The following is a 26,167-nucleotide window of genomic DNA, read 5'->3' on the forward strand; positions in this document are numbered from 1 at the left end:
CATTCTCTCTCTATACTTTTTAATAAAATGAGGAGTACAATAGAGTTTGTGTACTAGTAATCCTAGAAATCGTTAATTGCAAACAACAGAAAGGATATTCACATGAGGCAAATATTTCAATACTTGAAGCCGCACTGGTTCGCCGCTATGCTAGCTCCAATTCTAATGGCCATCGAGGTGGCCATGGACCTGCTGCAGCCAATGCTTATGGCAAGTATCATTGATAAAGGGATATTAAGTGGTGATCAGGCTCATATTGTAACGACTGGCTTGACGATGATTGGTGCAGCTATGATTGGTCTAATAGGTGGCGTTGGCTGTACAATTTTCGCTTCCATTGCGTCTATGCGGTTTGGTGCAGATTTGCGGAACGACGTTTTTAGCAAAGTCCAGACTTACTCATTCCGTAATATGGACAAGCTTGAGACCGGTTCAATCATTACTCGTCTAACTAATGATATTATGCAGCTGCAAAACGTTGTCCAAATGCTGCTGCGCGTATTGGTTCGCTCACCACTACTTATGATTGGAAGCTTAGTGATGGCGATTTACATCAGCATTCGGTTATCAATTATTGTAGCCATTGCAGTCCCGCTGCTTTTTATCGTGATGTATGCCATTATTAAAGCAACGCTCCCTTTATTCTCTGCAGTTCAGCATAAACTAGATCGTATCAATATTGTACTTCAGGAAAGCCTGTCAGGTATTCGAGCTGCTAAAGCATTTGTTAGACATGAATACGAAGGGCAACGCTTCAATAAAGCCAACGACAGCTTTACTGAACATAGCGTTAAGGCTCAAACCATTATTGCACTTAATGCTCCACTGCTATCGATGATACTTAATGTAAGCATCGTAGCTGTCCTCCTGCTTGGCGGTAAGGATGTCATTGGCAATAATTTTGATATCGGTTTACTCGTTGCCTACATTAATTACGTTACACAGTTATTGTTCGCTATATCTGCTGTTGCCAATCACTTAGTACGACTAAGCGCTGCTAAAGTGAGTGTTGATCGCGTAACAGAGCTGCTATCGACAAGCTCTGAAATTAACGACAATGGTGAACAAACACAAAAAATTGATGGGAAATTGCAATTTCAACAGGTTTCATTCCGTTATGATGACAATCAACCTGCCTACCAGCTGCAGGACATTAGCTTTACAGTTGAAGCAGGACAAAAGCTAGCGATTATCGGAGCGACTGGCTCTGGTAAATCGACATTGATCTCATTAATCCCACGACTCTATGAAAAGAGCGGCGGGGAAATATATATTGATCAGCATCCGGTAGCAAGCTATTCTATTGCGGCTTTACGTTCCCAGATCGGCTTCGTATTGCAGGAAAGCATATTGTTCACTGGAACGATTGCACAAAATATTGCACTCGCCAAGCCTGATGCAGATCGAGAAGAGATTATTGCTGCTGCACAGGCTGCAGAAGCTCATGAATTTATCCAACGTTTGCCACAGGGCTACGATACCGAGCTTGGTCAACGTGGCATTAATTTATCAGGCGGACAAAAACAGAGAATCGCAATTGCTAGAGCTTTGTTAATAAAGCCAAAAATTCTTATGTTAGATGACAGCACAAGTGCGATTGATATGCGAACAGAATCACGTATTCAGCAGCATATTGCACAGCTGATGGCAGATAGTACGGTCATCATTGTTGCACAGAAAATAAGCTCCATCCTCGATGCAGATCAGATTCTGCTGCTTGATCAAGGCAAAATTATTGCACAAGGGACTCATGAAGAGCTGCTGAAAAGCTCAAAGGATTACCTAGAAATCTATCGTTCGCAGCTTGGAAATGAGGAGGTCAGCTATGCGTAAATCAACAGCATCTTCTATGCCAGAGTTCAGCATGAGAGGCGGCCATACTCCTAGTGGACAGCCTAAAGCTAAGCCATTAAACACGCAACAAACCTTGATCAGGCTATGGCAATATTTAAGTATGTATAAGAGAAGTTTTATTGCGGTCATATGTTTTACAACGATTGCTACCTTGCTTAATCTCGCCGCACCTTATTTGTTAGGCAAGGCGATCGATACCTCCATTATGCAGAAGGACTGGGACGGACTTATAATCTATGCGGTCTTATTACTTATCATCTATTTATCGTCCGCTTGGTTTACATGGCTGCATCAGAAAAAGATGGTATATGTCGCACAGCATGCGGTACGTCAGATGCGAATCCATATCGTTGAAGCGATGCAACGGCTTCCAATTCCCTTTTTCGATCGCAAAACACATGGAGAGTTGATGAGCCGAACAACCAATGATATTGAAAACGTCTCGGCCAGCCTACATCAAAGTACAACCGGCATCATTACCAGTGTTATTTCATTATTCGGATCAGTGATCATTATGTTATACATGAATGTTTGGTTGACCTTATTATGTATGGTTACGATTCCCCTTGTAATGCTCTTTACGAAATATGTGGCTTCGTTTACTAGAAAGCACTTCTCAGACCAGCAAAAAAGCCTCGGCGAGCTGAACAGCTATATTGAAGAGACGATTTCTGGACAGAAGGCCATTCAAGTTACGCAGCGTGAACAGCATTCGATTAAACAGTTTAGAGCAATGAATACAAAACTTGCCCATGCTAGTGTTAGGGCACAAATTTTTTCAGGTCTAGTCGGACCTGTCATGAATGTACTGAACCATTCAAGCTTTACCATTATCGCGGCAGTTGGCGGCTGGATGGCATTTAATAGCTGGACGTCGGTTGGTGTTATTGTCGCATTTATGAACTATTCCAAGCAATTTCAACGTCCGATCAATGATTTGGCTAACCAGTTTAATATGATACAATCCGGAATTGCAGGCGCAGAGCGTGTATTTGAAATTATCGATACGAAGAATGAATATGAGGATGATACGAATAGAGGCAGTGTAGCGCCGTTCAAAATTAAAGGCGATGTCAAATTCGATAAGGTTTGCTTTGGCTATCAGGATGACCGCTTGATCCTAAAGGATGTTGAACTGCATGCAGAGGCCGGTCAAACGATCGCCTTGGTCGGTCCTACAGGGGCAGGCAAAACGACGATTATCAATGTAATCTCTCGCTTTTATGAAATTCAGTCCGGCACGATTTATATCGATAATATCCCGATCAATCAGATCGATAAGGATAGCTTGCGGTCACAGCTAGGTATCGTGCTACAGGAAGCACATTTATTTTCAGATACCATTTATGAAAATATTCGTTATGGGCGGCTAGATGCCACGAAGGAAGAAATTATTGAAGCAGCTAAAATCGCCAATGCGCATCGCTTTATTATGGAGCTGCCGCAGGGCTATAATACTGTGCTTTCTACGGAAGGCAGCAATTTGAGTCAAGGTCAGCGCCAGCTGCTTACGATAGCTCGAGCATTGCTTGCCAGTCCTGCGATTCTAATCTTAGATGAGGCTACAAGCAGCATTGATACTCGTACAGAAATGCATATTCAGCAAGCGATGAAAGTACTGCTTCAGGGCAGAACAAGCTTTGTGATCGCGCACCGACTCAGCACGATTCGAGAAGCTGATCAAATCCTCTTCATTGATCAAGGCCAAGTGATCGAGCGAGGTACACATGATGAGCTGCTCGCCCTAAAGGGCCGCTACTTCGAGCTGTATAATAGTCAATTTCGACGTGTGGCTGTTCAATAACAGCCGATCTACTAATAAAGAACTAGCTTCATATAATAATGGTGCTATGAAGGTCATTTTACTGATCTTCGTAGCACCCTATTTTTATTCAATATGAGCAGTATAAGCTGATAAATTCTTCATCGATCTAATTTATAAATACATTCTAGACTAGTCCTGCTCAATATGCAGCTTCAACGCCTCAATATAGGCTTCGGCGAGCGCGGACTGCGTAACATTGCGATGAGCGATCCAGCCAATCTCAAGATGATCATCAATATCCAGCGGTACGGGAATAATCTCATTACCGTTTAAGTCCTTGCTTAATACACCCGATGAAATCGTATATCCATTTACACCGATAAGCAGGTTAAACAGCGTCGCTCGATCCGTCACTTTTATGCTTTTCGGTCTCGATACTGTACTTTGTATTTCCTCAGAGAAATAGAAAGAATTATATTCTCCTTGCTCAAACGATAAGTACGGATAATGCTCTAGATCCTCCATCGTAACTGATTTACGCTTCGCCAGTGGGTTATATATGCTTATAAATACATGAGGGTGGGCGACAAAAAGACGGTGAAATTGCAGATTCGCATCCCGCAGCAGCTTGGATATCACCTTACGGTTAAAATCATTCAAGAACAAAATGCCTATTTCACTGCGCATCGTCTTAACATCCTCAATAATTTCATAGGTTTTTGTTTCTCTTATTGCAAATTCGTACTGCTGCTGTCCGTGCTCCTTCACCAGCTGCACAAATGCATTTACTGCAAAGGCATAATGCTGAGTCGACACAGAGAAATGCTGAGGTGAAGGCGTCGCATTCATATACTTTTGCTCCAGTAGCTCTGCCTGCTCGACAACCTGTCTAGCATAGCTTAAAAACTCTACCCCCTCCTGCGTTAACGAAATTCCTTTATTGGTACGCTCGAAAATTGTAATCGAAAGCTCTTTTTCAAGCTCCTTTATCGCGTTAGACAAGCTCGGTTGCGATATAAATAAATGACGAGCTGCTTCATTCATAGAGCCGTGCTTATTCACTTCAAGCACATACTTGAGCTGCTGTAGCGTCATTACACTCCCCCCGTTTCATAGCTTCATTCTAGCCATAATTGCTTGAAATGACTAGTACTGTCCTCTTAGCATTCTCTAATCAAGGATTATTTACAGTTTTACTGATGGAGCTCTTATTGTTCAATGCTGTGGCTACTGTACCTGCATAAAAAATCCTCCATGCAATAGGCAAAGAGGATTGTGGATATCTCTATTTTCATTTACATTACAGTGCTTCAAGCAGCTTCAGCATATTTTTAGACATCGCATTCGCCTGTGCAAGCAAACTGACGGACACCTGTGATAGCATATTCGCTCGAATGAAATTAGTCATCTCCAAAGCCATATCAGCATCCCGAATTCTTGACTCAGCTGCTGTTAAGTTTTCAGCATAAGCTAATACAAAATTATGTCGATGCTCAAGACGGTTCTGATAAGCACCAAGCTTAGCACGTTCATACGAAACATGATCAACCGTCTCCTTGAGCGTCTGTAGAGCGTCTTGAGCGCCGCTGCTAGTTGAAAGATCTAAGCCGCTTAATGATGCCAAATATGACGGCAGATTAGGCATGTCCATCTCCAGAACGTGATCAGCTTGCTCACCGACTTGCAGTGTCAATCCACGTTTATTGGACAATGGGTCGATCGTATACTGCCCATCCAACAGCTTAATACCGTTAAAATTCGTTCCAGCTGCAATACTTGTAATTTCCTCACGTAACTGATTGAATTCCAGCTGAAGCTTAGAGCGATCACTATCACTGTAAGTACCATTCGCCGCCTGATTGGCTAGGACGTTCATCCGTTGAAGCATAGCATGGATTTCAATCATCGCTCCCTCGGCTGTTTGAATCAGTGATATGCCGTCCTGTATATTACGTGAGGCCTGCTTTAGTCCATTGATTTGGAATCTCATACGTTCTGATATAGCAAGGCCTGCCGGATCATCGGCAGCTCTATTAATACGATAGCCGGTAGAAAGTCTTTCCATCGCAGTAGATAGCTGTCGCTGATGTGATTGATAATTTCTTAATAAATTCATCGACATCATATTCGTTTGAATATACATGGAAGTCCTTCCTCCTTACCGCTTCGTATTTTTCCAACAACCTTGCTCGTATTATTATCATAAAAAATCCATTAGGAAATAACAATAGTATTTTGCAGACTTCTCCATAGAGAAGTGAAGACCGAACAACATATATAAAGGTTGGACAATGGTGTTAAGGAATACATGTAACCTAACGTCAATCTTCAACGTCTTGTATGTAGTTACAATTATTCACGCTAAGGAGGAGTCCAATGTCAAGCATTCTACGTTTCTTTGGCTGGAGCTCATTAATTATAGGCATCCTAGCTGGTCTAACCCAAGGATTTATTGCAGACAATCTTATTAGCTTTTGGGGGATTATCAACTTTATCCTTACTTTATTCGGTGGAATGGCAGTGGCAGCAATATTTTTTGCTCTTTCTTATATGTTAGAGTATCTCGAAACAGTGCATCAACTCTTAGCGGAGCATATTAAAAAGGATCAGCACCAACCAAAAACCGCATACCCAGAGAAAGGAAAGGCTGCTTCATCTAGTATATTCTCAGATACGACGTCCAAGTCTGAAGCCTCACCAGCAGGGCCAGCGATGCTAGATGCCCTCAAGCTGAAGTCACTTGACTAATGAAGCTCTCTTATAATGGACGATCATATTGTACAAACATGCTGATTGTCTGATCGGTACATCAACCTGAAGTTAGTTTAATCATCCATTATGCATTTTCGCTCGATGAGCCCGAACTAGCAGAACTCGCGGATGATTCAACGGACGAAGAGCTATCGCTGCTGCTAGAGCTTTGTTCATACTCCATCTGAGCCGCTTGTGAGATTTCTACAGTATCTCCATCTTCATTTGTTTGTTGATCTTCATTTTTCTTTTCCTTAATTTCAACTTTGTTCATACTCACCATTAATTGCTTGACACGATCGCCCTCCATTTGCTCTTGTAAAGCTTGAAGCATCTGTCTCTTCTCAGCAGGTGATCGTCCACTTTCAGCGATTAGCATGACACGTTCAAGTGCGGACAGTGGCTTTTGCTTTGCGCTACCAGAGCTAAATAGTGAAATGGAATCCACGTTAATCCCTCCAAATTTTGGTGATTATCTTAGTATATTACTATATTTCGGTAAATCGACCTTTGAAATGAAGTTTTCGGAGTAAATTCTTTCTTATCATTTTCTTATCAACCGCAAAAAAATCCTATCCATTTAATCTACATCAAATGGATAGGATTTTTTATAATGCTCATTCGTTATTGAGCTAAAATAAGCTTAGAGCATTTTATGATTTTGTTCATTACAGTTTAACTACATATTGATTCGCATGAGCTGCTGTTTTGCTCATTGCATCATAAAAAATAATTTCTGCAGGCACAGAGCCTTCTTCAATCGTAATATACAAGAAGCCTTCGTTTTTACCGCCCGGACGTAGCTCCGCAGGTTTGAATTCATCTTCTGGAGTAATACGTTGAGTCGTTAATGTTGATACTGATATTTCTTTACCATTCGCGTCATAGATGTTAAAGCTGTACTCATGAATAGCCATATCGTGAGAATTCTCATCACCAACATTTTCAACGAGTGCATATAGTTTAAGATAGTCTACATCTTCTCTAAGCGAGTCAACAGCTGACTTTTCTTTTACTATCTCATAATCACTCAAAGTAATCTCAAGCTTAGTCGTGGATTTGTTCACTGCGCCCATTCTATGGTAAAGAAATTCCTCACCTAGCTCTACGTTATACACTTTTCCCTCGGTACTGTGAGTCGCTGGTTCCGATGGATTACCACTTGTTGAATTAGAGCTACAAGCAGACAATAATAGAATGACACCACAAAATAAAATAATCATCTTTCGTTATTCAAAATCAGTCATTCAAAATCAGTCATAAAAAATACCGCCCTTTACCAGAGTTATCACTCCAATAAATAGCGGTATTCGTTGATATGATATAAGTAATAGTTAGTTCAAAAGGTTTCCCATACCCAATTCATAAAATTGGTTGGCTTATGTAAAGCCGCATTCCCTACGGCTCATCCTTTCAAGACACCTTATGCTCAATTCTTAGCTTATCCGCCACCATCGCGATAAATTCGCTATTCGTTGGCTTGGATTTGCTTATGTTGACCGTATAGCCGAACAAGTGGCTGATGCTGTCGATGTTGCCGCGCGTCCAAGCGACTTCAATTGCATGACGAATCGCGCGTTCTACACGTGAAGGTGTCGTTTTGAACTTCTCAGCAATTGCAGGATATAACGTCTTCGTAATCGCTCCAAGAATTTCGATATTGTTATACACCATCGTAATGGCTTCACGCAAATATTGATATCCCTTAATATGCGCAGGCACTCCAATTTCATGTATGATGCTAGTAATATTCGCATCAAGGTTTTTATGCTTGCCAATAGGCACTACATTCGATCTGCTCGTAGTTAGGCTCGAGCTGAATGAACTGGAGGTTGCAGTCGTTGAAGTAACTCCTACAAGCTGTCTAATGCGGTTAGAAAGCATATCCATATCAAATGGCTTAAGCATATAATAGGATGCCCCCAATTGAACGGCTCTTTGTGTAATGTTCTCTTGTCCAAAGGCTGTAAGCATAATAACTTTTGGCATTGGATTCAGATCCATCTCACGGATGCGTTCTAGAACTCCAAGTCCGTCAAGATGAGGCATGATGATATCTAGGACAAGTACGTCTGGCAGCTTTCTGGCATTCTCTAGGTGTCGTAATACTTCTTCTCCGTTGTAAGCTACACCGCATACATTCATATCACTTTGACTGGCGAAATACTCCGATAATAGGTTTGTGAATTCTCGGTTGTCATCTGCTAATAGTACGTCAATCTTCTGCAAGATGTTTTGCCTCCCTTTAATTAAATATGAATGTCGAGTTTACCTTCTACTCTATACAATTTCGACACAGCGCTAATTATTCCTTCTGTCGAAAAACTTTTTTCTTTATTTTTTTTCTACTTTTCGATATAATAAATAATTCGCAACAAAAACCACTCTCATTCGACAATTCCTATCACTATTCACCATAAACAAGAAAATGCTGTCTGCTTCAACGGAAACAGATAGCATTTTCTTGTTTATGAAGCTTGGTCCACGATTTGCTCGTTGTCCGAATGAAGCAACACACCAGCATCTTGAAGCATCCATTCAATGAAGCAGCCATAGCCTGATGTTGGATCATTTACAAACACATGGGTAACAGCTCCAATAAGCTTTCCATCCTGAATAATGGGGCTGCCGCTCATGCCTTGTACAATACCGCCTGTCTTACTCATCAACCGTTCATCAGTTACTTTAATGACCATCCCTTTTGTAGCTGGCGTTACTTGCTTCGCTACATGAACAACCTCGATATCAAAGCGTTCAACCTTCTGTCCATTGACTACAGTTAAAATTTGAGCTGGACCTTCTTTTACATCCTCTGCAAATGCAACAGGTATCGCACGTTCTTCGTAGCTGTGTGCCGGCATTTCATTCATCTTCCCAAAAATACCGAAAGGTGTATTGCGTTCTATATTGCCGAGCAGCTGTTTTTCCTTCACGAAGTGAGCTCTTTTTTCACCAGGATCACCATTTTGACTTTTATTAATCGATGTGACGCTTGCTTGAAGAATTTCTCCATCACCTACTACAATCGGTGTTCCAGTGTCCATATCTGTTATTACATGTCCTAAAGCACCATACACGCCCTGATCAGGGGCATAAAAGGTTAACGTTCCTACACCCGCTGCTGAATCGCGAATATATAGTCCGATTCTCCACTCTTGTTCTCGAACATCATAAATAGGCTTTAGCTTAGTGGTCATCGACTTGCCATTACGCAAATAAGTAATAGTAAGCGGCTTTTTACTCGAGCTGTACTTCTCACATAGCTCTCCTAACTTTTTTACATTATTCACTTTGACTTTATTAATTGCTGTGATGAGGTCACCTAGCCTTAAGCCTGCTGCTTCACCCGGTGATTGCTTGTTACCGGCCTCATCTACGACCTGATGATGTCCGACGACAAGAGCACCTGCTGAATTAACTTTTACTCCGATCGTTTGTCCTCCTGGTACGACCTTAAGATCAGGGACAATGTCGACCTTTACAGTTTTGAACGGAATTTTTCCAAACAGCTTTACCTTCATTTCTGTTTGACCAATTTGATAAGAATGTAATGATAACGGTTCCTTCAAACTAACGGATAATGATGATTGTGCTTTACCATTCACTTGCAGCACTTCTGGATCAACCTCTAATTCAGCTTGTACAGGTACGCTATACTGTACATTTTTCAACTGACCTGTAAATAGTCTGAGCTCATTGGGAAATGCTACGATTTGTTGCATTGGTGTAGATACCCCGATTAGACCGACTAATACGACGAGAATTAATCCAAAAATACGTTTAGGTTGTTTTGGGTCCAATCTATTCACGCTCCTGTCATTCCATCGCTTAATCGCCAATGGCGTAACATTAAGTTACCCTGAGCAGAAAGATTTATGACCACAAAAACATCCCAAATTTCCTTGATTCAAGCACCTTTCAAGCCTATAGCCAGATCAAGCATCTCTTGTGCATGATGCTTAGTTTTTTCCGTAATTTCCACTCCGCCAAGCATGCGGGCAAGCTCATTGATTCTTAGCTCATCTGTAAGCTCTACGACAGAAGTGTATGTGCGCTCACCAACAAATTGCTTACGGATCTCATAATGATGATCAGCCATGCATGCAACCTGAGGCAAATGCGTAATGGAAAACACCTGACAATCCTTCGCCAGCTTTGACAGCTTTTCAGCAATGGCTTGAGCTGCACGTCCGCTGACACCGGTATCGACTTCATCAAACACAAGCACCGGAATCTGATCAATGGCTGCAAATATCGTTTTGAGTGCGAGCATAATACGAGACATCTCACCGCCTGAAGCGACCTTATGAAGTGGCTTTAACGGTTCTCCTGGGTTCGTACTCATCATAAATACGGCATGATCAATGCCCGTTGCACTTAAACGGACGTAGCTTGTCTCATCCTTAGGCAGTGTCTGTAAATTAACTTCAAAATTAGCTGCTCCCATTTGCAATTGCGTAAGATGTTCTTTGATTTCGCCAGAGAGCTGCTGTGCGGCCTCCTGACGCAGCTCAGACAGCTTTTGCGCAACCAGGTAAGCTTCAGCATAGATCTCTGCCTCTTGAGCTTTGAGCTGCTCCAGAAGCTCTTCCCGGTTCTCAAGCTTATCTCGTTCCTCTGTAATTTTTTCGAGATATGTTTGAATTTCCTCTATCGTCTCTCCATATTTACGCTTTAGACTGCGAATAAGGTCAAGACGATCCTCTACGTACTGCAGCTGCTGCGGATCTGATTCGATGCCATCTCGATAGCTCCGAAGCTGATACATCACATCCTCAGCGGTGTAAAAAGCAGACTGAAGCTGCTCGAGCATCGGTGAAAGTGCTGTTTCATCATAGCTGACAATATCGGTTAGTCGGCTAATTGCACGGCTTATCGCATCCAGTCCTTGTCCATCATTGAGCAGACCATAGGCTTCATTGACAGACGACGAGCGCTTCTCAGCATACATTAACATCTTACGCTGCTCCAGCAGCTCTTCATCTTCCCCTGGTTTAAGCTTCGCTGCAGTAATCTCTTCAACTTGAAACGCATACAAATCCTGCATATGTACATTATGTCTAGATGTATTATCCAGCTCATGCAGCTGTGAACGAACGAGCAATAACCGTTCATACTGTTCTTGATATTGCCGTTTAACGGAAAGCAGCTCTGCTCCACCATACATATCGAGCCATTCTAAATGCTGCTCGCTTTTAAGCAATGATTGATGCTCATGCTGACCATGAATATTGACTAAGCTCTCACCAATCTCACGCAGCATCGTTATCGTTACGAGCTGGCCATTTACACGGCTGCTGCTCTTTCCAGATGCTGTAAGCTCTCTACGTACGATCAGCATTTCCGACGAATCATGTTGAATGCCAAGGGCTGATAGCCTTTGCCATACAGGATGGTCAGTTGGAAGATCGAATAATGCCTCAACCTCTGTCCGATCACATCCATAGCGCACCATATCCGAGGAGCCCCTACCACCTACAACAAGACTTAATGCATCAATCATGATTGATTTTCCGGCACCCGTCTCTCCTGTTAATACGTGAAATCCTTTATGAAATTGTACGTTTGCTTCCTCAATTACCGCCAAATTGCGAATCGACAGTTCATGTAGCATGAACAACCGCCTCCCTAAGCTTTTCCTTTTCAACTAAGCAGCTCTACCGTAGCATATCGAGAAATCGTTCCACTACGATTTTGCTCTGCTCCTTTGAACGACAAATCATTAATATCGTATCATCCCCTGAGATCGTTCCCATTATATCAGTGGTTTCCATACTATCTATAAGCGCAGCTACCGCATTTGCTGTACCTGGCAAGCATTTCATTACAACTAAATTATCTGTGTAGTCTATATGTGTAAAGTGATCCTGCAATGCTCGTTTCAGCTTATGAATGGGATTCGCTTTTTGCGTCTCACCAGGCATCGCATATTTGTAACCACCGGAGTTAGAAGGAATTTTGATGAGCATTAATTCTTTAATGTCTCGAGATACTGTCGCTTGCGTAACCTTCATCCCACTATCGCGAAGTGCATCGACTAGCTCCTCTTGCGTCTCAATATCGCGCTCGAGTATTATTTCTTTAATTTTAAATTGCCTTATCCCTTTCATGACTCTGTCCCCTATTCAATGTTCATCATTCTGCAATATGAAATGCAATTTTATGAATTTTTTGTTCTTTTGGCTTAATATATATGATTCCACTCATATCCGGCAACAGCAACGAGTACATAAGCAGATGCTTCTTCAGATCTGAGGCCTCCAGCTCGATTGGCTGTCGCTCACGCTCGTATTTCACAATATAGGATAGACCTTTTTTCTCTGCAATATAGTCAATAATAATGGTTGTTGAGCGGTTAAGAAAGTGTCCATCAACCTCTACAGCGAGTGGAATTTGATGTCTACCAGAAATGACGACATATCCATGCCGCTCAAGCAGCTCTACATTCGGGTCGTTATCTTTAAGCTTCCCACCGCGTCCAAGCTTAATTCTTGAGATGGTAGCGGGAGAGTGAAGCCAACGATAAAATGCTCGATACAGCAAAACCACAAGAAAAATAGCTGCAACAATCATGACAAAAATTTCAACAAGGTTATCCATAAGAGCTGAGCTCCTCTCAACATTTTACAATAGAGAACACTTGTTTGCATTAATAGTGTATCAAATGAATAACACCGCTGTAAAGACAAAAGATGCCTTACGATGATGTTATCGATTGGCATCTTTGCTGTACTCTTATTGAAATTGTATTACTTTGAAACCTTAAACGTTGCGTTAGCTTCAGCTACAACCTGCTCAATTGCAGAGGACGTATCTTCATCAACAAAACTAGGCTTGTTTTCCCACGTCCAATGAGCTAAAAACTCAATATTCCCCTCTCCACCTGTAATCGGAGAAAAAGTTAAATGCTTGAGCTCATATCCTATCTCAGCAGCCATTGTAAGCACTTGGTGTAAAACCTCTTTATGAACGGCAGGCTCTCGAACGACGCCGAGCTTACCAACCTTCTCGCGTCCAGCCTCGAACTGTGGCTTAATGAGTGCAACAACGGAGGATTGAACCGGCAATAAAGTCGATAAATTCGGTAATATGTGCTTTAACGAAATAAATGACACATCAATACTCGCAAAATTAGGAGTAGGACCTGTTAAATCATCAGACGTTAAATACCGAAAATTCGTTCGTTCCATTACATTAACCTGTTCGTGCTGTCTAAGCGACCAATCTAATTGATTATAGCCTACATCAATCGCGTACACATATGCAGCTCCATGCTGCAATGCACAATCGGTAAAGCCTCCAGTTGAAGAGCCGATATCAAGCATCGTTACATCGTTTAGGTCGAGCTCGAAGCTGCGAATCGCCTTCTCAAGCTTAAGACCACCTCTGCTAACATAAGGATGAAGTGCGCCCTTTACTTTAATCTCAACGCTGCGAGCAACCTTCATCCCCGGCTTGTCAATCGGGACATTATCGACAAGCACCAGACCTGCCATGAGTGCTTTTTTCGCCTTTTCACGACTATCAAAGTACCCGCCCTCTACGAGCAAAACATCAATTCGCTCTTTTGGTACTGTTGTCATTATATCCCTACCTATCAGTTTGGTTATAGCGCATTTCTTTTAAGCTTCGCCTTCATACTTTGCACAAGCTGCGACACAGCTGTAGCATTTAGACCAACTTCATTGCGCTGCTCGATAATGCTGCCATGCTCGACAAATAAATCCGGTATCCCTTTAATACGCACGACCATATCATCGATGCCCTGCAGAGAATAGAATTCACATATCGCACTACCTAAGCCGCCAAGCTCCGCACTTTCCTCAAGCACGACTAGCTTTTTATGCTGAGCTGCAAGTCGAAGCAGCATATCTTGATCGAGTGGCTTAATAAATCTTGCATTTATAATTTCTACATCAATGCCTTCTCGAATAAGCAGCTCTGACGCTTCCTTTGCAACCTTAAGCATAGGGCCGATTGCGAGCAATGCATATTCAGATTCGCCTTCCTTTAACACTTCCCAGCTGCCAATGGGAATGCTAGTTAGTTCTGGCAGCAGCTCCACGCCCTCTGCATTTATACGAGGATAACGAATCGCAATTGGACCATCATTATAATCCACTGCAGTTTTCATCATTTGACGAAGCTCATTTTCATCCTTAGGCATCATTAGTACAATATTCGGCACATGACGAAGGAAAGGTATATCATATACACCTTGATGAGTTTCGCCATCTGGGCCAACAAAGCCCGCACGATCGATTGCAAAGATGACATTAAGATTTTGTCGGCAAATATCATGCACAACTTGATCATATGCTCGCTGCAGGAAGGTAGAATACACAGCAAAAACCGGCTTCATGCCTTCAATAGCAAGCGCTGCGGACATCGTCGCAGCGTGCTGCTCCGCGATTCCAACATCGATCATTCTCGTTGGAAAACGATCTGCGAACTCCATTAAACCAGATCCGCCTGGCATTGCAGGTGTCACGGCTACGATACGCTCATCCTGTTCAGCTAGCTCGATTAACACATCGCCAAACACCTTCGTATACATCGGAGGACCGACTGCTTTTACCATTTTTCCTGACTCGATCTTATATGGAGATGCACCATGCCATGCATGAGAATCATTTTCTGCTGGCGTATAGCCCTTACCTTTTGTCGTAATGACATGAACAAGTACAGGTCCGTTAATTCGATCAGCTTGCTTCAATGTTTCAAGCAAAGCTTCTGTATCATGGCCATCGACCGGTCCAAGATAGGATAAACCAAACTGTTCAAACAAAATACCGCTCATTAGCAAATATTTAACACTGTCTTTAAAACGGCTAACCGTTTCTGCCAGCTTACCACCGATTGCTGGAATTTTGTTCAGCAGCTGATGTACATCCTCTTTCGCCTTTTGGTATTGTCTGCCTGTTCTAATTTTCCCTAAGTATTGATGAAGCGCTCCGACATTAGGTGCAATTGACATTTCATTATCGTTAAGGACAACGATCAGCTTGCGCTTTTCATGTCCGATATGATTCAACGCCTCTAATGCCATACCGCCTGTTAAGGCACCATCACCGATCACAGCTACAACACGGTTGCTGTCACCCTTGAAGTCACGCGCCATCGCCATTCCGATCGCTGCAGATAATGAGGTACTGCTATGCCCAGCCTCCCACACATCATGCTCGCTTTCGTTACGTTTAATAAAGCCGCACAGGCCCTTATATTTTCTTAATGTATCAAATTGATCTTTACGACCTGTAATAATTTTGTGTACATACGATTGATGACCAACATCAAAAATAAACTTGTCACTTGGACTATCGAACAAATAATGCATCGCCAAGGTAAGCTCAACAACTCCAAGATTAGGAGCAAGATGACCACCAGTAAGAGACAATTTCTCGATTAGAAATTGGCGAATTTCTTCTGCTAATTGATCGAGTTGCTCAACTGTTAGCTTTTTCAATTGTTTTGGGTCATCTATTTGATCTAAAAGCACATCGCTTTCCTCGCTTTCAACAAGAATGTAATCCCAATGATCAGACACTTAGCTGTATTATATCACAATATACGACATCCTACATAATAACAGTTTTAGCAGACGATTAGGATTCACGATTCACAAGATAATCAGCAAGCTCCAGTAATTGGTCTGGGAACGCTAAATCTGCAGCAAGAACCGCTGCTTTTGCCTCTTCTGTCAGCTTTACGACTAGCGCCTTGCTTTCTTCTAGTCCGAGTAAGAAAGGAAAGGTAACTTTTTCTCCCGCAACATCGCTTTGGACGCGTTTTCCGAGCTTTTGCTCATCACCTACAAGATCCAGCACATCATCCTGTATTTGGAATGCCATACCTATATTACGTCCGTACAGCTCAAGTTGTTGCAGCTGATGTGCATTGGCACCTGCAATTCTTGCACCTGCTAGGACGGAGAACACAACCAAGTCACTCGTTTTATGCTCGTGAATATATTCAAGCTGCTCAATCGAAGTAATTCCCTGCTCAGCTTCCATATCTGCAACCTGTCCACCTACCATACCTAAAGCCCCTGCATAACGCGATAAATCATCTATAATTTCAACCGCAACAAGTGGATCAAGCTTACCTTCTTTTGCAAGTGAGGTGATAATGCCGAATGCCCCTGTTAATAAAGCATCTCCGGCCAAGATTGCCATGGCTTCACCGAATACTTTATGATTCGTAGGCTTGCCGCGTCTTAGGTCATCATTATCCATCGCAGGAAGATCATCATGTATTAACGAGTACGTATGAATATATTCCACCGCACACGCTGGAGCGATAGCTTTCTCTACCGTTGTTTCATCCGCATGCACCGCATAAGCAGCAGCCATCACGAGATAGGGTCTAAGCCGCTTTCCACCAGCTGTTAATGAATATTCCATCGATTCGATCAATTTACTAGGTGCTGCATCATAAGAAGACAAAGAACGTTTCAGTTCTTCCGTAATTTCTGCAGCGACTTGCTGTACATGCTCGTTAATGGATAGGGAATGGTTCAATTTTCTACTCTCCTTTGTCCAATTGGGAGGCAGCAAAAGGCTTCGTCGCCAACCCCTGCTCCGTTTGTATTAGCATCTCAATCTTGCTTTCGACCTGCTGCAGTTTTCCGTTACACAGGCTGGAAAGCTTCATACCCTCTTGATACAGCTCGATGGCTTGTTCAAGCGGCACATCGCCATTTTCCAGCTGAGCAACAATATTTTCTAGACGCTCTAAGGCCTGTTCAAAGCTTAGATTTTCAAGTTCAGTCATTCCTTTTCCTCCTCTATATCATTGACCGTACAGTACAAGCTGCCGTCCATTATTTTAACTTTGATCGAACTGCCTCGTTTCACTTGATTGACTTGCTTAAGCAGCTGCTCATCCTCCGTATAGGTTAGACTGTAACCACGAGCCATAACCTTAAGCGGACTCAGAGCATCAAGCTGTTTAATATAGGAAACCGTCTGTAGACGCTTTTGTTTAACAATTGAGTTCATCAGCTCACTCATACTATGCTGCAGATGGTTGACCTGTCGATTCAATAGCTTAATACGCTGCTCTGGGTGCAAACGAGCAAGCCTGCTTTGACTTTGTGATAGCTTTAAATGCCCGTGCTGCAACGCATGCTTTAAACTCTTGCTCAGCATTAGCTGTAAATAATCTACACGCTCTGCATGCTTTAAGAAGGTTCGCTTTGGCTGCGAAAATACAGAGCTTTGCTGTACACGCTTTAATCGCTCTTTGCGCCAGTCGAGCTGACGCTTTAGTGCATGCTCAAAACGCTGCTGATAACGTTCAATAACTGCTGTCATCTCCTGAACATGCGGTACTGCGAGCTCTGCTGCAGCTGTCGGAGTAGCAGCTCGAACATCGGCTACAAAGTCAGAAAGTGTAAAGTCCGTTTCATGTCCCACAGCGCTAATGACAGGCGTTTCAGATGAAGCAATCGCTCGAACAACAATTTCTTCATTAAAGGCCCACAGCTCTTCCATCGAGCCGCCACCCCGACCTACAATCAGCACATCACATGCTCCATGTGCATTCATCGCAGCGATGGCCTTGGCGATGGAAGGTGCAGCAAGCTCCCCCTGTACTTGCACGGGAGCAAGAAGGATGTGAGCAGCTGGAAATCTGCGCTTTATCGTTGTAATAATATCTCTTACAGCCGCACCAGTTGGTGATGTTACTACCCCTACCGTATGTGGAAAAAGAGGAAGAGCACGTTTGCGTGACTCAGCAAACAACCCCTCCTCTTCAAGCTCTGCTTTTAATTGCTCATAGGCAAGATATAAGCTGCCTAGGCCATCAGGCTGCATCGCATTGGCATAAAACTGGTAGGCACCATCTCGCTCATAAACTGAAATCGTACCCTGTGCTAGAACTTTCGCACCTTCCTTGGGTATAAATCTCAAGCGAGCATTATGGGAGGCAAACATCACACATTTTATACGACTGTCTTTATCCTTTAGCGTGAAATACATATGGCCGCTAGAGTGATGGGTGAAATTTGAGATTTCACCACGTAGCCATACATCGGACAGCACATGATCACTATCCATTTTCATACGAATATATTTGTTGATATCTTTAATCGTATAAACATGCGGTTCGGATCTCACTGCCTACTCACATCCCATTAGCTTTTTTAGCCGCAGTAATTGTGTTTTTCATAAGCATGGTAATGGTCATGGGACCAACTCCACCTGGCACTGGTGTAATATAACCAGCTGTATCAAGACAGCTTTCATAATCAACGTCACCAGCCAGCTTGCCGTTCTCTAGACGATTAATGCCGACGTCAATTACAACAGCGCCTGGTTTAATGTATGAAGCATCGATTGCATTCGCTCTGCCGATTGCAACAACGACAATATCTGCTTGCTTTACAACCTCTTGCAAATTTGCTGTCCGAGAATGACAGATCGTAACCGTTGCATTTTCACGTAGAAGCAGCATTGCAACAGGCTTCCCTACAATGTTACTGCGTCCGACAACGACCGCATGCTTACCAGCAATGTCCACGTTACTTCGCTTAATCAGCTCAATAACACCAGCTGGTGTACACGGCAGCAAGCTGTCATCGCCAATAACGAGATTACCTACGCTTTCAGGATGAAAGCCATCTACATCTTTATGTACATTAATCGCGTCGATAACAGACTTTTCGTTAATATGTTTAGGTAATGGTAATTGAACCAATATGCCATTGATGGATGCTTGATTGTTCAGTTTATCGATAAGTGCCAATAGCTCCTGCTCTGATGTTTGTTCAGGCAGTCGATGCACTTCTGAGTACATGCCAAGCTGAATACAAGCTTTTTCCTTTGATCCAACATAAACCTTGCTTGCAGGATCCTCTCCGACTAAAACGACAGCTAGTCCTGGCGTAATTCCTTTTTCCTTTAAGGCAGCTACCTCGGCCTGCATTTCGCTTCGAATCGCTGCGGATATTTGTTTCCCATCAATAATGTGAGCTGACATTAAGAACCACTCCTATACATGTATTAAAAATGAAAATAATCTATAGTATAATATCCAACCAAAAGATAAAGAAGCTTATCGCCATGAAAAGCGACAAGCTTATGCTTTAGTAGAATCAAGGTTTTTCAATAGTTTAGCGAGTACGCCATTGACAAACTTACCAGATTCATCTGTCCCATAATGCTTAGCGAGCTCAATCGCTTCGTTCACTGCTACCTTCGGGGGAGCGTCCTTGCTAAATACCATCTCAAAGCACGCCAAACGAAGGATTTGTCGATCTACACGTGACAATCGATCAACTTGCCAGCCTGTTAAGCAATCCTTTAACAAATCGTCAATTGCCGCTCGGTTCTCCACAACACCCATAAGCAGCTTACGCGCAAATTCGTTTGTCGTCTCGTCGCTGAACTTTTCAGTTACCTCGTTATCGTTCATAACCTCATCAATAACGCCTTGCAGTGCCTCGTAGGCCTGCACCTCGTTCAGCTCAATACTGTATAAGCTTGATATAACCATTTCTCTTGCTAATCTTCGTTTCATGTATCCTCCATGACTTATGCCTTATTGCTTATCAACTTCATATGATCTCATCCCTGCTGCGAATGTAGCTCCATTCATTTGGTTGGTCCAAGATTCGAGTCCGACGAAGCTTCAACGCTATACATCGTAATCAACTTTGGATCTTTGAACCAACCTCTTCCAATATAGGTTCAAAGGTTCGAGGTTCAGTACCAAGAAGATGGCACGATAGTAGATAACGAGGAGCGCAACGTACGTCTTTGGTACGTAAGCACCGCAGCTTTCGCTAGCGTGACATATTCGCCGTCGACGAAGCTTCAACGCTATACATCGTAATCAACTTCGGATCTTTGAACCATCCTCTTCCAATAAAGGTTCAAGGGTTCGAGGTTCAGTACCAAGAAGATGGCCGATAGTAGAAAACGAGGAGCGCAACGTACGTTTTTGGTACGTGAGCACCGCAGCTTTCGCTAGCGTGACATATTCGATGCCGACTAAGCTTCAACACTATACATCGTAATCAACTTCGGATCTTTGAACCATCCTATCCTCTAATTACGTAGCACGGAGGAGATCATATTAACGGTACGGCCTAAACAACTTTGTGATTGATTCCCATATGCGCCCCCACGGAAAAATCGAGCCATTGGCAAATTCCTTCTGCTTACCGTACCAATACCCCGCTCCGACAAGTAGGGCTATGAATAGCATATCCCAAAATCCAAATGCTAAATATATAATACCAAAAAACAAGCCAGTTCCTGCACCAACGATTCGCTTCCAATACTGACTCCAAATCTCTTTCCACATTGATAGACTCACCTCTACTCAACACGACTTTTTATCGTGTTGGTTTGAATGATATTGGCAATATACACGGAAACGTTCGTTACTGGTATACCTGTAATTTCCTCGACATAGCTTTTCACATTTTTTTGCACATCCTCAGTCAATTGAGGAATTGCAACCTCACCGTCAACGACAGTTCTAAGTACAATATTCATACCAGCGTCCGTTGCATGAACACGAGCACGTAGATCCTTTACTCCGCGCTGCTTCATTGCAGCCTTTAGAGCTAAGTTCTCCATTGTTTCGATGGAAATTCGAATATCACCATATTCAGTACGCTGATCAACGGATTGGGAAGAGATCGCACCTCGAGAGAGTGAGACAATAAAGAAACGAAGACTGATTAGAAACAGTACGATTCCTATTATAATAATTGTTAATTGAAGGCTACCATTACTATAGAGCTTATCTATCGCATCAATCGCCATTGCTCCAGTTATCCATTCAAATCCGATACAGACTGCAGCAACAGAGATGACAGCAATTATGATACTGTACAAAAACAATAATAATTTGTCCACAACTCTGATCAAGAACTTCATCCTCTCGTCTAACGTAATCAACCCCCTGCGCCGAGCGCAAGCTTAGGCTTCAAGGGGGTTAATATTACTTATCCTACTTTACACGTTGTGTCTGGTCATCGGAGTCTGCTTTTTCTTCGGTCTTTAAATGCACGTCATGGACGTGAACATTAACTTCAACAACGGTTAAGCCAGTCATAATTTCAATAGAACGCTTAATGTTCTCTTGTACGTGATTAGCAACCTCTGGAATTTTAAAGCCGTATTGAACGATAACGGAAACATCAACTGCTGCTTCTTTTTGACCTACCTCTACCTTAACACCTTTGGCAACATTTTTCTTACCCAAAAGCTCGGCAATACCACCTGCAAGTCCACCGCTCATGCCAGCAATACCTTCCACTTCAATCGTGGCAAGGCCAGCAATCACTTCGATAACCTCAGGAGCAATTTGAATGGTGCCCATATCTGTTTTTTCGTATTCAGCGATCATATTCATGCTAGTTACACCTCCACATTATCAATACACGCATATGGTCATGCTTACCTTTGTTACTTATTTCTATACTATAGCATTGCGTAACATTTATGACAAACACTTGTACCGATTGTTTTAAGAAGCTCCGTTAATGTCGTGATCCTCAAGAAATTTAATATCAAAATCACCACTAACGAATTTCTCGTGATCTAATACCTTCAAATGGAAAGGTATCGTTGTTTTAATACCTTCAATTGCAAATTCATGCAGTGCTCGTTTCATGCGGGAAATTGCTTCCTCGCGCGTAGAACCCCACACAATTAATTTGGCAATCATGGAATCATAATGCGGCGAGATCGTATAGCCAGGATATACCGCACTATCAACACGAACACCATTACCACCAGGAGCTAGATAAAATGGAATATTCCCTGCAGACGGCATGAAATTACGCTCTGAATCCTCCGCATTAATTCTGCACTCAATGGACCAACCATTGATTTGCAAGTCATCTTGCGTGATGGAAAGCGGATTACCTTCAGCGACAGATATCATTTCTTTTATGAGATCTACATTTGTAATCATTTCAGTAACAGGATGTTCAACCTGTATACGTGTGTTCATTTCCATAAAGTAAAACTTATTGTCTGGGCCAAGCAAAAACTCTAAGGTTCCTGCACCTGCATAGTTAACTGCAAGCGCTGCACGGACTGCCGCTTGTCCCATTTCTTCACGAAGCTCAGGTGTAAGTGTTGCGCAAGGCGCTTCTTCAATAAGCTTTTGACGACGTCGTTGCACAGAGCAGTCACGCTCGAACAGGTGAACAGCGTTACCATGCTTATCGGCCATAATTTGAACCTCAACGTGCTTCATGCCTGTTAAAAACTTTTCAAGATAGACACCGCCATTACCAAATGCCTTCTGAGCTTCTTGTTGTGCAGTCGTAATTTGAGCGATAAGACTTGCTTCATCTTCAGCAATTCTAATCCCTTTACCACCGCCGCCAGCCGTTGCTTTAATGATTACTGGATAACCAATATCACGTGCTATCATAATCGCTTCATCAAGATCTTCAATTAGACCATCAGAGCCTGGAATAACAGGTACATTCGCATCCTTCATCGTTTGCTTCGCTACCGCCTTATCCCCCATCTTGCTAATCGCTTCTGGCGATGGGCCGATAAACGTAATATTGCATGACTCACAAATCTCTGCAAAGTCTGCATTTTCAGCTAAGAAGCCGTAGCCTGGATGAATGGCGTCACATTCAGTCAGTGTTGCCACACTCATAATATTCGTCAAATTCAAATAGCTGTCTTTAGATGCCACTGGTCCGATGCAATAAGCTTCATCCGCAAGCTTAACATGCAAAGAATCCCGGTCTGCCTCAGAGAATACCGCTACCGTTTGAATACCAAGCTCTCGACAAGCTCGTATGATTCGAACCGCGATCTCCCCACGATTCGCAATAAGAATTTTTTGGAATTTCACTTTAATGAGAACCCCTTTCAACCTTCTATTCACGACAGTGGCTAGTCCGCTTTCACAAGGAACAATGGCTGACCAAACTCAACCAACTGACCATTGGATACTAACACTTCTACGATTTCACCATTAACCTCTGCTTCTAGTTCATTCATAAGCTTCATCGCTTCTAGAATACAAACTACTGACTTCGTATTGACACGGTCGCCAACTTTTACAAATGGAGCCGCATCAGGTGATGGAGAGCTGTAGAACGTTCCAACCATAGGTGAAGTAATTTTATGATAATTGTTTGCCGCTGACTGCTCTGGAGCAGCTGTTTCTTCTTGAACTGCGGCAGTTGGTTGTGGAGCAGCCTGTACGGGTACCGCAGCTGGTTGTGTATATGTATGCATAACTGGAGCTGGCTGCACCGTAACGACTTCAGATTTACCTGGCTTACGAATATGGAGACGTGATCCCTCGTTTTCAATTTCGAGCTCTTCAACGGAAGTTTGATCAACTAATTTGATTAACTCTTTAATCTCGCTCAACTTAAACATGAACGTTATCACTCCTTTTTTCACATAACGTTAAACATTATAACACATTCTTACCATAACACGAATTATTTTTTAAGTAACGTAAAATAACTCCAATACAAGCGATATATTCGCTCATAGGGGAGTTATTTCCTTTGTCACTATCGAAAAAACTTTTTTACATCGTCATCAAAGTTTGGACGTAGTTCGGCTTTCAGGACCAAGAAGATGGAGCACTAGTAGAAAACGAGTAGCGCAGCGTACGGTTTAGGTACGTGAGCAACGGAGTTTTCGCTAGGGCTCCATATTCGCCGCCGAGTTCACTACAACGCGTTACATCGTCATCAAAGTCGGACGATTGAACCTACCACTTTTAAGGGTTGGCTATGAATTGTACGGAGACCTGTTCCGGCCGCACCTCAAGCTCTTCAATCACCTGTGCGATAATTTCAGCTGCTTGCTTTTTCTCAAGCGTATCACTTGTAACGACAACCTTATATTTGTCATTCACCTCTTGAGAAATAATGGCGATATCATACGTATCCTTTAAGTCGCTTTCAAGCTGAGTAATTTTCTCCATCTTTTGCTCCAGCATTGCCATTTCTTCAAGTGCTTCTAGTGAGCGATCAGTATCAGCTGATACATCCGCAAGAACTGACATAATTTGATTGTCCTTTTCCTGAAGCTGGTTTTCACGCTTTGTCATCAGCTCGCTAATCTTGCTGTTGTTATTGAAGTAGCCTTCCGCTTCTAGCTGGCTAAGCACATCTTGATCTACATCACTAATTGTATAATTGCCGCTATCCTCTGTACCACTTGCTACCGTTGAGTTGATATCCAGTGGTGAATTCACCTTAGCTGTATTTTCCATATGTGTCGCATCCGTTAGCTTCTCATCACTGCCAATGTCTTGCGTGAATAAGTAATACGCCGATAAAATAACCATTAAGCTGAGCATGGAAACTAGCCAAATTGTTTGTCTTTTTGTGTTCATAGAGAACCCTCCATTAATTTAATTATTGTTTACTCGGCACTACGGAGATCCGAGTTGGAACAACATTCATTCCCTTTTCAACTGCTTGTATAATCAATTTCCGTACAGCAGCATCTTCAGCTCCTTCAGCTACAATGAGCACTCCGCGAATACGAGGATTAATGACTTTTGTTATGAGCGGCTGCTGACCATCACTTGCTTGATACAGCACGACCTGCCCATCAGAGGTGACAGTCGTAATATGTCGTTTCCCGCCATTGCGATCAGTTTCGTCGGTTGTATTTTCACTGCTGCTCATGTTGCGCTCCACAACCTTCTCTTCTGTTGATTCCACAGTGATCATGACATCAACTCTGCCGACACCGACCATTTTTTCAAGCATCTCCTTCAACCGTTCTTCTAGTGTTGTCTCGATGCTCTCAAATGGACTGCTGCTTGATGATTGTCCACTTTTGAAAACCTCCTCGCTGCTCAGTGCAGGATCAGGCAAGGTGTCCATCGTTTCAATGCGCTTGAAGGGGAGGTAGGATTGAATGAGCATGAAAAAAATCCCGACGGCCCCGACAATAATAAGCATCCGTACTACAGTGATACGCTTTTTCCCGCCAGGTCCTCCACCGATTATTTTTTCAAAACTGGAATACCAATTACTCACAATTTGCTCTCCTCCTCATTTATACTGTGCTGCTAGCTTGCTTGTACGAAAACATGATCCGCTTTTACATTCCATCCAGCTGTAATAATTTGTCGAATTTCATGTGCTTGTACGTTAAATAGCGCACTTAGCTGTTCATTATTCAGACCATCCTGCAATACTTGTTCGGATGAAGCTGCAGAATTGTGGTCTGCTTCTTGCTCATTCAGTTCTACACTAACAACTGGAATGGATACCTCGTTAATTGCATCTACAATGACTTCTTCTTTCTCTGAATCTCGTTGCTCTGCATGTTGCTGCTGATCTGCTGTCATCTTCAGCTTGACCGTAACAGAAGCGATATGCGGTACTTGTTGTCCGTCAAGCTTCTTATCCCAGCCAAACTCGAGATTAACCGCTTCTACCTTGGCTTCTGTCTTCGTCCTAATTTCCTGTAGAATGGCTTGCTCTAGACTTGAGCGTGTCATATCAACTGCAGCCTCTTGTCTTACTTCCTTTAGCTGTTCTGCTTGCTTTGTAATTTCGTCAATGGAGGGGATTGCTCGCTCCCTTGATGCCAGTGACTTTTCCCATAGAGAGAAGCTTGCCGTAAGCTTATCGTGAAAGTCACTTTGGAAAATTTGTAAAATAGGATTAAGCATCGTCAGCATGAGAATGAGACCCACTACCAGTCTAGAGTAGCGCAGCATCTTACTATTAGGCAGGACAAGCTCTACAACAATTGCAAGCAAGACGACAACAACGATACTCGATAGCCATTCACCTAGCCAAGCTAACACATTCTCCTCACC

The 26,167-nt window shown here is 42.8% G+C and carries 27 protein-coding genes; 3 read left to right on the forward strand and 24 right to left on the reverse strand.

Going from position 1 to position 26,167, the window contains the following annotated elements; genetic code table 11:
- Positions 1 to 102 precede the first annotated feature (102 nt).
- Both M3180_RS07410 and M3180_RS07415 read left to right on the forward strand, forming a co-directional pair.
- Positions 103 to 1,833, forward strand: coding sequence for an ABC transporter ATP-binding protein (locus M3180_RS07410; protein ID WP_251666667.1), 1,731 nt, complete (start codon positions 103 to 105; stop codon positions 1,831 to 1,833).
- The gene (locus M3180_RS07415; RefSeq protein ID WP_251666668.1) at positions 1,826 to 3,658 is read left to right on the forward strand and encodes an ABC transporter ATP-binding protein; all 1,833 of its coding nucleotides are present in this window, start codon (positions 1,826 to 1,828) and stop codon (positions 3,656 to 3,658) included. The genes M3180_RS07410 and M3180_RS07415 overlap by 8 nt, the downstream gene beginning before the upstream one ends.
- A 150-nt stretch (positions 3,659 to 3,808) precedes the next feature.
- On the opposite strand, the gene M3180_RS07420 is transcribed toward M3180_RS07415, so the two are convergent.
- Both M3180_RS07420 and M3180_RS07425 read right to left on the reverse strand, forming a co-directional pair.
- The gene (locus M3180_RS07420; RefSeq protein WP_251666669.1) at positions 3,809 to 4,714 is read right to left on the reverse strand and encodes a LysR family transcriptional regulator; all 906 of its coding nucleotides are present in this window, start codon (positions 4,712 to 4,714) and stop codon (positions 3,809 to 3,811) included.
- Positions 4,715 to 4,919: 205 nt separating this feature from the next.
- Entirely contained in the window at positions 4,920 to 5,762 is an 843-nt protein-coding gene (locus tag M3180_RS07425) for a flagellin N-terminal helical domain-containing protein (RefSeq protein WP_251666670.1), read from the reverse strand.
- 233 nt (positions 5,763 to 5,995) lie between these two features.
- Between M3180_RS07425 and M3180_RS07430 the strand changes: the two genes are divergently transcribed.
- The gene (locus M3180_RS07430; RefSeq protein ID WP_251666671.1) at positions 5,996 to 6,367 is read left to right on the forward strand and encodes a hypothetical protein; all 372 of its coding nucleotides are present in this window, start codon (positions 5,996 to 5,998) and stop codon (positions 6,365 to 6,367) included.
- An 88-nt stretch (positions 6,368 to 6,455) separates the two neighbouring features.
- On the opposite strand, the gene M3180_RS07435 is transcribed toward M3180_RS07430, so the two are convergent.
- From M3180_RS07435 to spoIIIAF, 22 genes are all read right to left on the reverse strand, one after another.
- On the reverse strand, positions 6,456 to 6,818 hold the full coding sequence (locus M3180_RS07435; RefSeq protein WP_251666672.1) for a hypothetical protein: 363 nt from the start codon (positions 6,816 to 6,818) through the stop codon (positions 6,456 to 6,458).
- Positions 6,819 to 7,038: 220 nt separating this feature from the next.
- Complete coding sequence (locus M3180_RS07440) at positions 7,039 to 7,593, reverse strand: DUF4352 domain-containing protein (protein WP_251666673.1); 555 nt, start codon at positions 7,591 to 7,593, stop codon at positions 7,039 to 7,041.
- A gap of 190 nt (positions 7,594 to 7,783) precedes the next feature.
- Positions 7,784 to 8,599: a sporulation transcription factor Spo0A gene (gene spo0A / locus M3180_RS07445; protein WP_251666674.1), complete on the reverse strand. Its 816-nt coding sequence runs from the start codon at positions 8,597 to 8,599 to the stop codon at positions 7,784 to 7,786.
- A gap of 239 nt (positions 8,600 to 8,838) precedes the next feature.
- Positions 8,839 to 10,170, reverse strand: coding sequence for a SpoIVB peptidase (spoIVB, locus tag M3180_RS07450; RefSeq protein WP_251666675.1), 1,332 nt, complete (start codon positions 10,168 to 10,170; stop codon positions 8,839 to 8,841).
- Between the two features lie 107 nt (positions 10,171 to 10,277).
- Complete coding sequence (recN, locus tag M3180_RS07455) at positions 10,278 to 11,984, reverse strand: DNA repair protein RecN (protein WP_251666676.1); 1,707 nt, start codon at positions 11,982 to 11,984, stop codon at positions 10,278 to 10,280.
- A 43-nt stretch (positions 11,985 to 12,027) separates the two neighbouring features.
- Entirely contained in the window at positions 12,028 to 12,480 is a 453-nt protein-coding gene (gene ahrC / locus M3180_RS07460; RefSeq protein ID WP_251666677.1) for a transcriptional regulator AhrC/ArgR, read from the reverse strand.
- A 25-nt stretch (positions 12,481 to 12,505) separates the two neighbouring features.
- The gene (locus M3180_RS07465) at positions 12,506 to 12,970 is read right to left on the reverse strand and encodes a hypothetical protein (RefSeq protein ID WP_251666678.1); all 465 of its coding nucleotides are present in this window, start codon (positions 12,968 to 12,970) and stop codon (positions 12,506 to 12,508) included.
- A 149-nt stretch (positions 12,971 to 13,119) separates the two neighbouring features.
- The gene (locus tag M3180_RS07470; protein WP_251666679.1) at positions 13,120 to 13,953 is read right to left on the reverse strand and encodes a TlyA family RNA methyltransferase; all 834 of its coding nucleotides are present in this window, start codon (positions 13,951 to 13,953) and stop codon (positions 13,120 to 13,122) included.
- A 23-nt stretch (positions 13,954 to 13,976) separates the two neighbouring features.
- On the reverse strand, positions 13,977 to 15,869 hold the full coding sequence (gene dxs, locus M3180_RS07475; protein WP_251666797.1) for a 1-deoxy-D-xylulose-5-phosphate synthase: 1,893 nt from the start codon (positions 15,867 to 15,869) through the stop codon (positions 13,977 to 13,979).
- A gap of 106 nt (positions 15,870 to 15,975) precedes the next feature.
- Positions 15,976 to 16,890 carry a polyprenyl synthetase family protein gene (locus tag M3180_RS07480; RefSeq protein WP_251666680.1) on the reverse strand — a complete coding sequence of 305 codons (915 nt, stop codon included), beginning with the start codon at positions 16,888 to 16,890 and terminating at the stop codon, positions 15,976 to 15,978.
- A 4-nt stretch (positions 16,891 to 16,894) separates the two neighbouring features.
- On the reverse strand, positions 16,895 to 17,143 hold the full coding sequence (gene xseB, locus M3180_RS07485; protein WP_251666681.1) for an exodeoxyribonuclease VII small subunit: 249 nt from the start codon (positions 17,141 to 17,143) through the stop codon (positions 16,895 to 16,897).
- Entirely contained in the window at positions 17,140 to 18,492 is a 1,353-nt protein-coding gene (gene xseA / locus M3180_RS07490; RefSeq protein ID WP_349774469.1) for an exodeoxyribonuclease VII large subunit, read from the reverse strand. Before xseA ends, xseB begins: the two co-directional genes overlap by 4 nt.
- A gap of 7 nt (positions 18,493 to 18,499) precedes the next feature.
- The gene (folD, locus tag M3180_RS07495; protein WP_251666682.1) at positions 18,500 to 19,354 is read right to left on the reverse strand and encodes a bifunctional methylenetetrahydrofolate dehydrogenase/methenyltetrahydrofolate cyclohydrolase FolD; all 855 of its coding nucleotides are present in this window, start codon (positions 19,352 to 19,354) and stop codon (positions 18,500 to 18,502) included.
- Between the two features lie 99 nt (positions 19,355 to 19,453).
- Positions 19,454 to 19,894, reverse strand: a complete 441-nt coding sequence (nusB, locus tag M3180_RS07500) for a transcription antitermination factor NusB (protein WP_251666683.1) — start codon at positions 19,892 to 19,894, stop codon at positions 19,454 to 19,456.
- 558 nt (positions 19,895 to 20,452) lie between these two features.
- Positions 20,453 to 20,683 carry a DUF2273 domain-containing protein gene (locus M3180_RS07505; RefSeq protein WP_251666684.1) on the reverse strand — a complete coding sequence of 77 codons (231 nt, stop codon included), beginning with the start codon at positions 20,681 to 20,683 and terminating at the stop codon, positions 20,453 to 20,455.
- A gap of 14 nt (positions 20,684 to 20,697) precedes the next feature.
- A complete protein-coding gene (amaP, locus tag M3180_RS07510; RefSeq protein WP_251666685.1) occupies positions 20,698 to 21,255 on the reverse strand; it encodes an alkaline shock response membrane anchor protein AmaP in 558 nt (185 codons plus the stop codon).
- Between the two features lie 82 nt (positions 21,256 to 21,337).
- A complete protein-coding gene (locus tag M3180_RS07515; protein ID WP_251666686.1) occupies positions 21,338 to 21,742 on the reverse strand; it encodes an Asp23/Gls24 family envelope stress response protein in 405 nt (134 codons plus the stop codon).
- Positions 21,743 to 21,856: 114 nt separating this feature from the next.
- Positions 21,857 to 23,212: an acetyl-CoA carboxylase biotin carboxylase subunit gene (gene accC / locus M3180_RS07520; protein WP_251666687.1), complete on the reverse strand. Its 1,356-nt coding sequence runs from the start codon at positions 23,210 to 23,212 to the stop codon at positions 21,857 to 21,859.
- Between the two features lie 41 nt (positions 23,213 to 23,253).
- Positions 23,254 to 23,748 (reverse strand): acetyl-CoA carboxylase biotin carboxyl carrier protein, encoded by a 495-nt coding sequence (accB, locus tag M3180_RS07525; RefSeq protein WP_251666688.1) that lies wholly within the window; start codon positions 23,746 to 23,748, stop codon positions 23,254 to 23,256.
- A 352-nt stretch (positions 23,749 to 24,100) separates the two neighbouring features.
- Positions 24,101 to 24,721 carry a SpoIIIAH-like family protein gene (locus tag M3180_RS07530; RefSeq protein ID WP_251666689.1) on the reverse strand — a complete coding sequence of 207 codons (621 nt, stop codon included), beginning with the start codon at positions 24,719 to 24,721 and terminating at the stop codon, positions 24,101 to 24,103.
- 22 nt (positions 24,722 to 24,743) lie between these two features.
- On the reverse strand, positions 24,744 to 25,376 hold the full coding sequence (gene spoIIIAG, locus M3180_RS07535; RefSeq protein WP_251666690.1) for a stage III sporulation protein AG: 633 nt from the start codon (positions 25,374 to 25,376) through the stop codon (positions 24,744 to 24,746).
- A 32-nt stretch (positions 25,377 to 25,408) separates the two neighbouring features.
- Positions 25,409 to 26,155 carry a stage III sporulation protein AF gene (gene spoIIIAF, locus M3180_RS07540; RefSeq protein WP_251666691.1) on the reverse strand — a complete coding sequence of 249 codons (747 nt, stop codon included), beginning with the start codon at positions 26,153 to 26,155 and terminating at the stop codon, positions 25,409 to 25,411.
- Positions 26,156 to 26,167 lie beyond the last annotated feature (12 nt).

Source organism: Paenibacillus camelliae (assembly GCF_023715345.1).
Taxonomy (GTDB): domain Bacteria; phylum Bacillota; class Bacilli; order Paenibacillales; family Paenibacillaceae; genus Pristimantibacillus; species Pristimantibacillus camelliae.

Bases quoted from the DNA above. Each gene is read 5' to 3' on its own strand.
- M3180_RS07410 (WP_251666667.1), top strand. From the start codon at position 103: ATGAGGCAAATATTTCAATACTTGAAGCCGCACTGGTTCGCCGCTATG.
- M3180_RS07415 (WP_251666668.1), top strand. From the start codon at position 1,826: ATGCGTAAATCAACAGCATCTTCTATGCCAGAGTTCAGCATGAGAGGC.
- M3180_RS07420 (WP_251666669.1), bottom strand. From the start codon at position 4,714: ATGACGCTACAGCAGCTCAAGTATGTGCTTGAAGTGAATAAGCACGGC.
- M3180_RS07425 (WP_251666670.1), bottom strand. From the start codon at position 5,762: ATGTATATTCAAACGAATATGATGTCGATGAATTTATTAAGAAATTAT.
- M3180_RS07430 (WP_251666671.1), top strand. From the start codon at position 5,996: ATGTCAAGCATTCTACGTTTCTTTGGCTGGAGCTCATTAATTATAGGC.
- M3180_RS07440 (WP_251666673.1), bottom strand. From the start codon at position 7,593: ATGATTATTTTATTTTGTGGTGTCATTCTATTATTGTCTGCTTGTAGC.
- recN (WP_251666676.1), bottom strand. From the start codon at position 11,984: ATGCTACATGAACTGTCGATTCGCAATTTGGCGGTAATTGAGGAAGCA.
- ahrC (WP_251666677.1), bottom strand. From the start codon at position 12,480: ATGAAAGGGATAAGGCAATTTAAAATTAAAGAAATAATACTCGAGCGC.
- M3180_RS07465 (WP_251666678.1), bottom strand. From the start codon at position 12,970: ATGGATAACCTTGTTGAAATTTTTGTCATGATTGTTGCAGCTATTTTT.
- M3180_RS07470 (WP_251666679.1), bottom strand. From the start codon at position 13,953: ATGACAACAGTACCAAAAGAGCGAATTGATGTTTTGCTCGTAGAGGGC.
- xseB (WP_251666681.1), bottom strand. From the start codon at position 17,143: ATGACTGAACTTGAAAATCTAAGCTTTGAACAGGCCTTAGAGCGTCTA.
- folD (WP_251666682.1), bottom strand. From the start codon at position 19,354: ATGTCAGCTCACATTATTGATGGGAAACAAATATCCGCAGCGATTCGA.
- nusB (WP_251666683.1), bottom strand. From the start codon at position 19,894: ATGAAACGAAGATTAGCAAGAGAAATGGTTATATCAAGCTTATACAGT.
- M3180_RS07505 (WP_251666684.1), bottom strand. From the start codon at position 20,683: ATGTGGAAAGAGATTTGGAGTCAGTATTGGAAGCGAATCGTTGGTGCA.
- M3180_RS07515 (WP_251666686.1), bottom strand. From the start codon at position 21,742: ATGAATATGATCGCTGAATACGAAAAAACAGATATGGGCACCATTCAA.
- accB (WP_251666688.1), bottom strand. From the start codon at position 23,748: ATGTTTAAGTTGAGCGAGATTAAAGAGTTAATCAAATTAGTTGATCAA.
- M3180_RS07530 (WP_251666689.1), bottom strand. From the start codon at position 24,721: ATGAACACAAAAAGACAAACAATTTGGCTAGTTTCCATGCTCAGCTTA.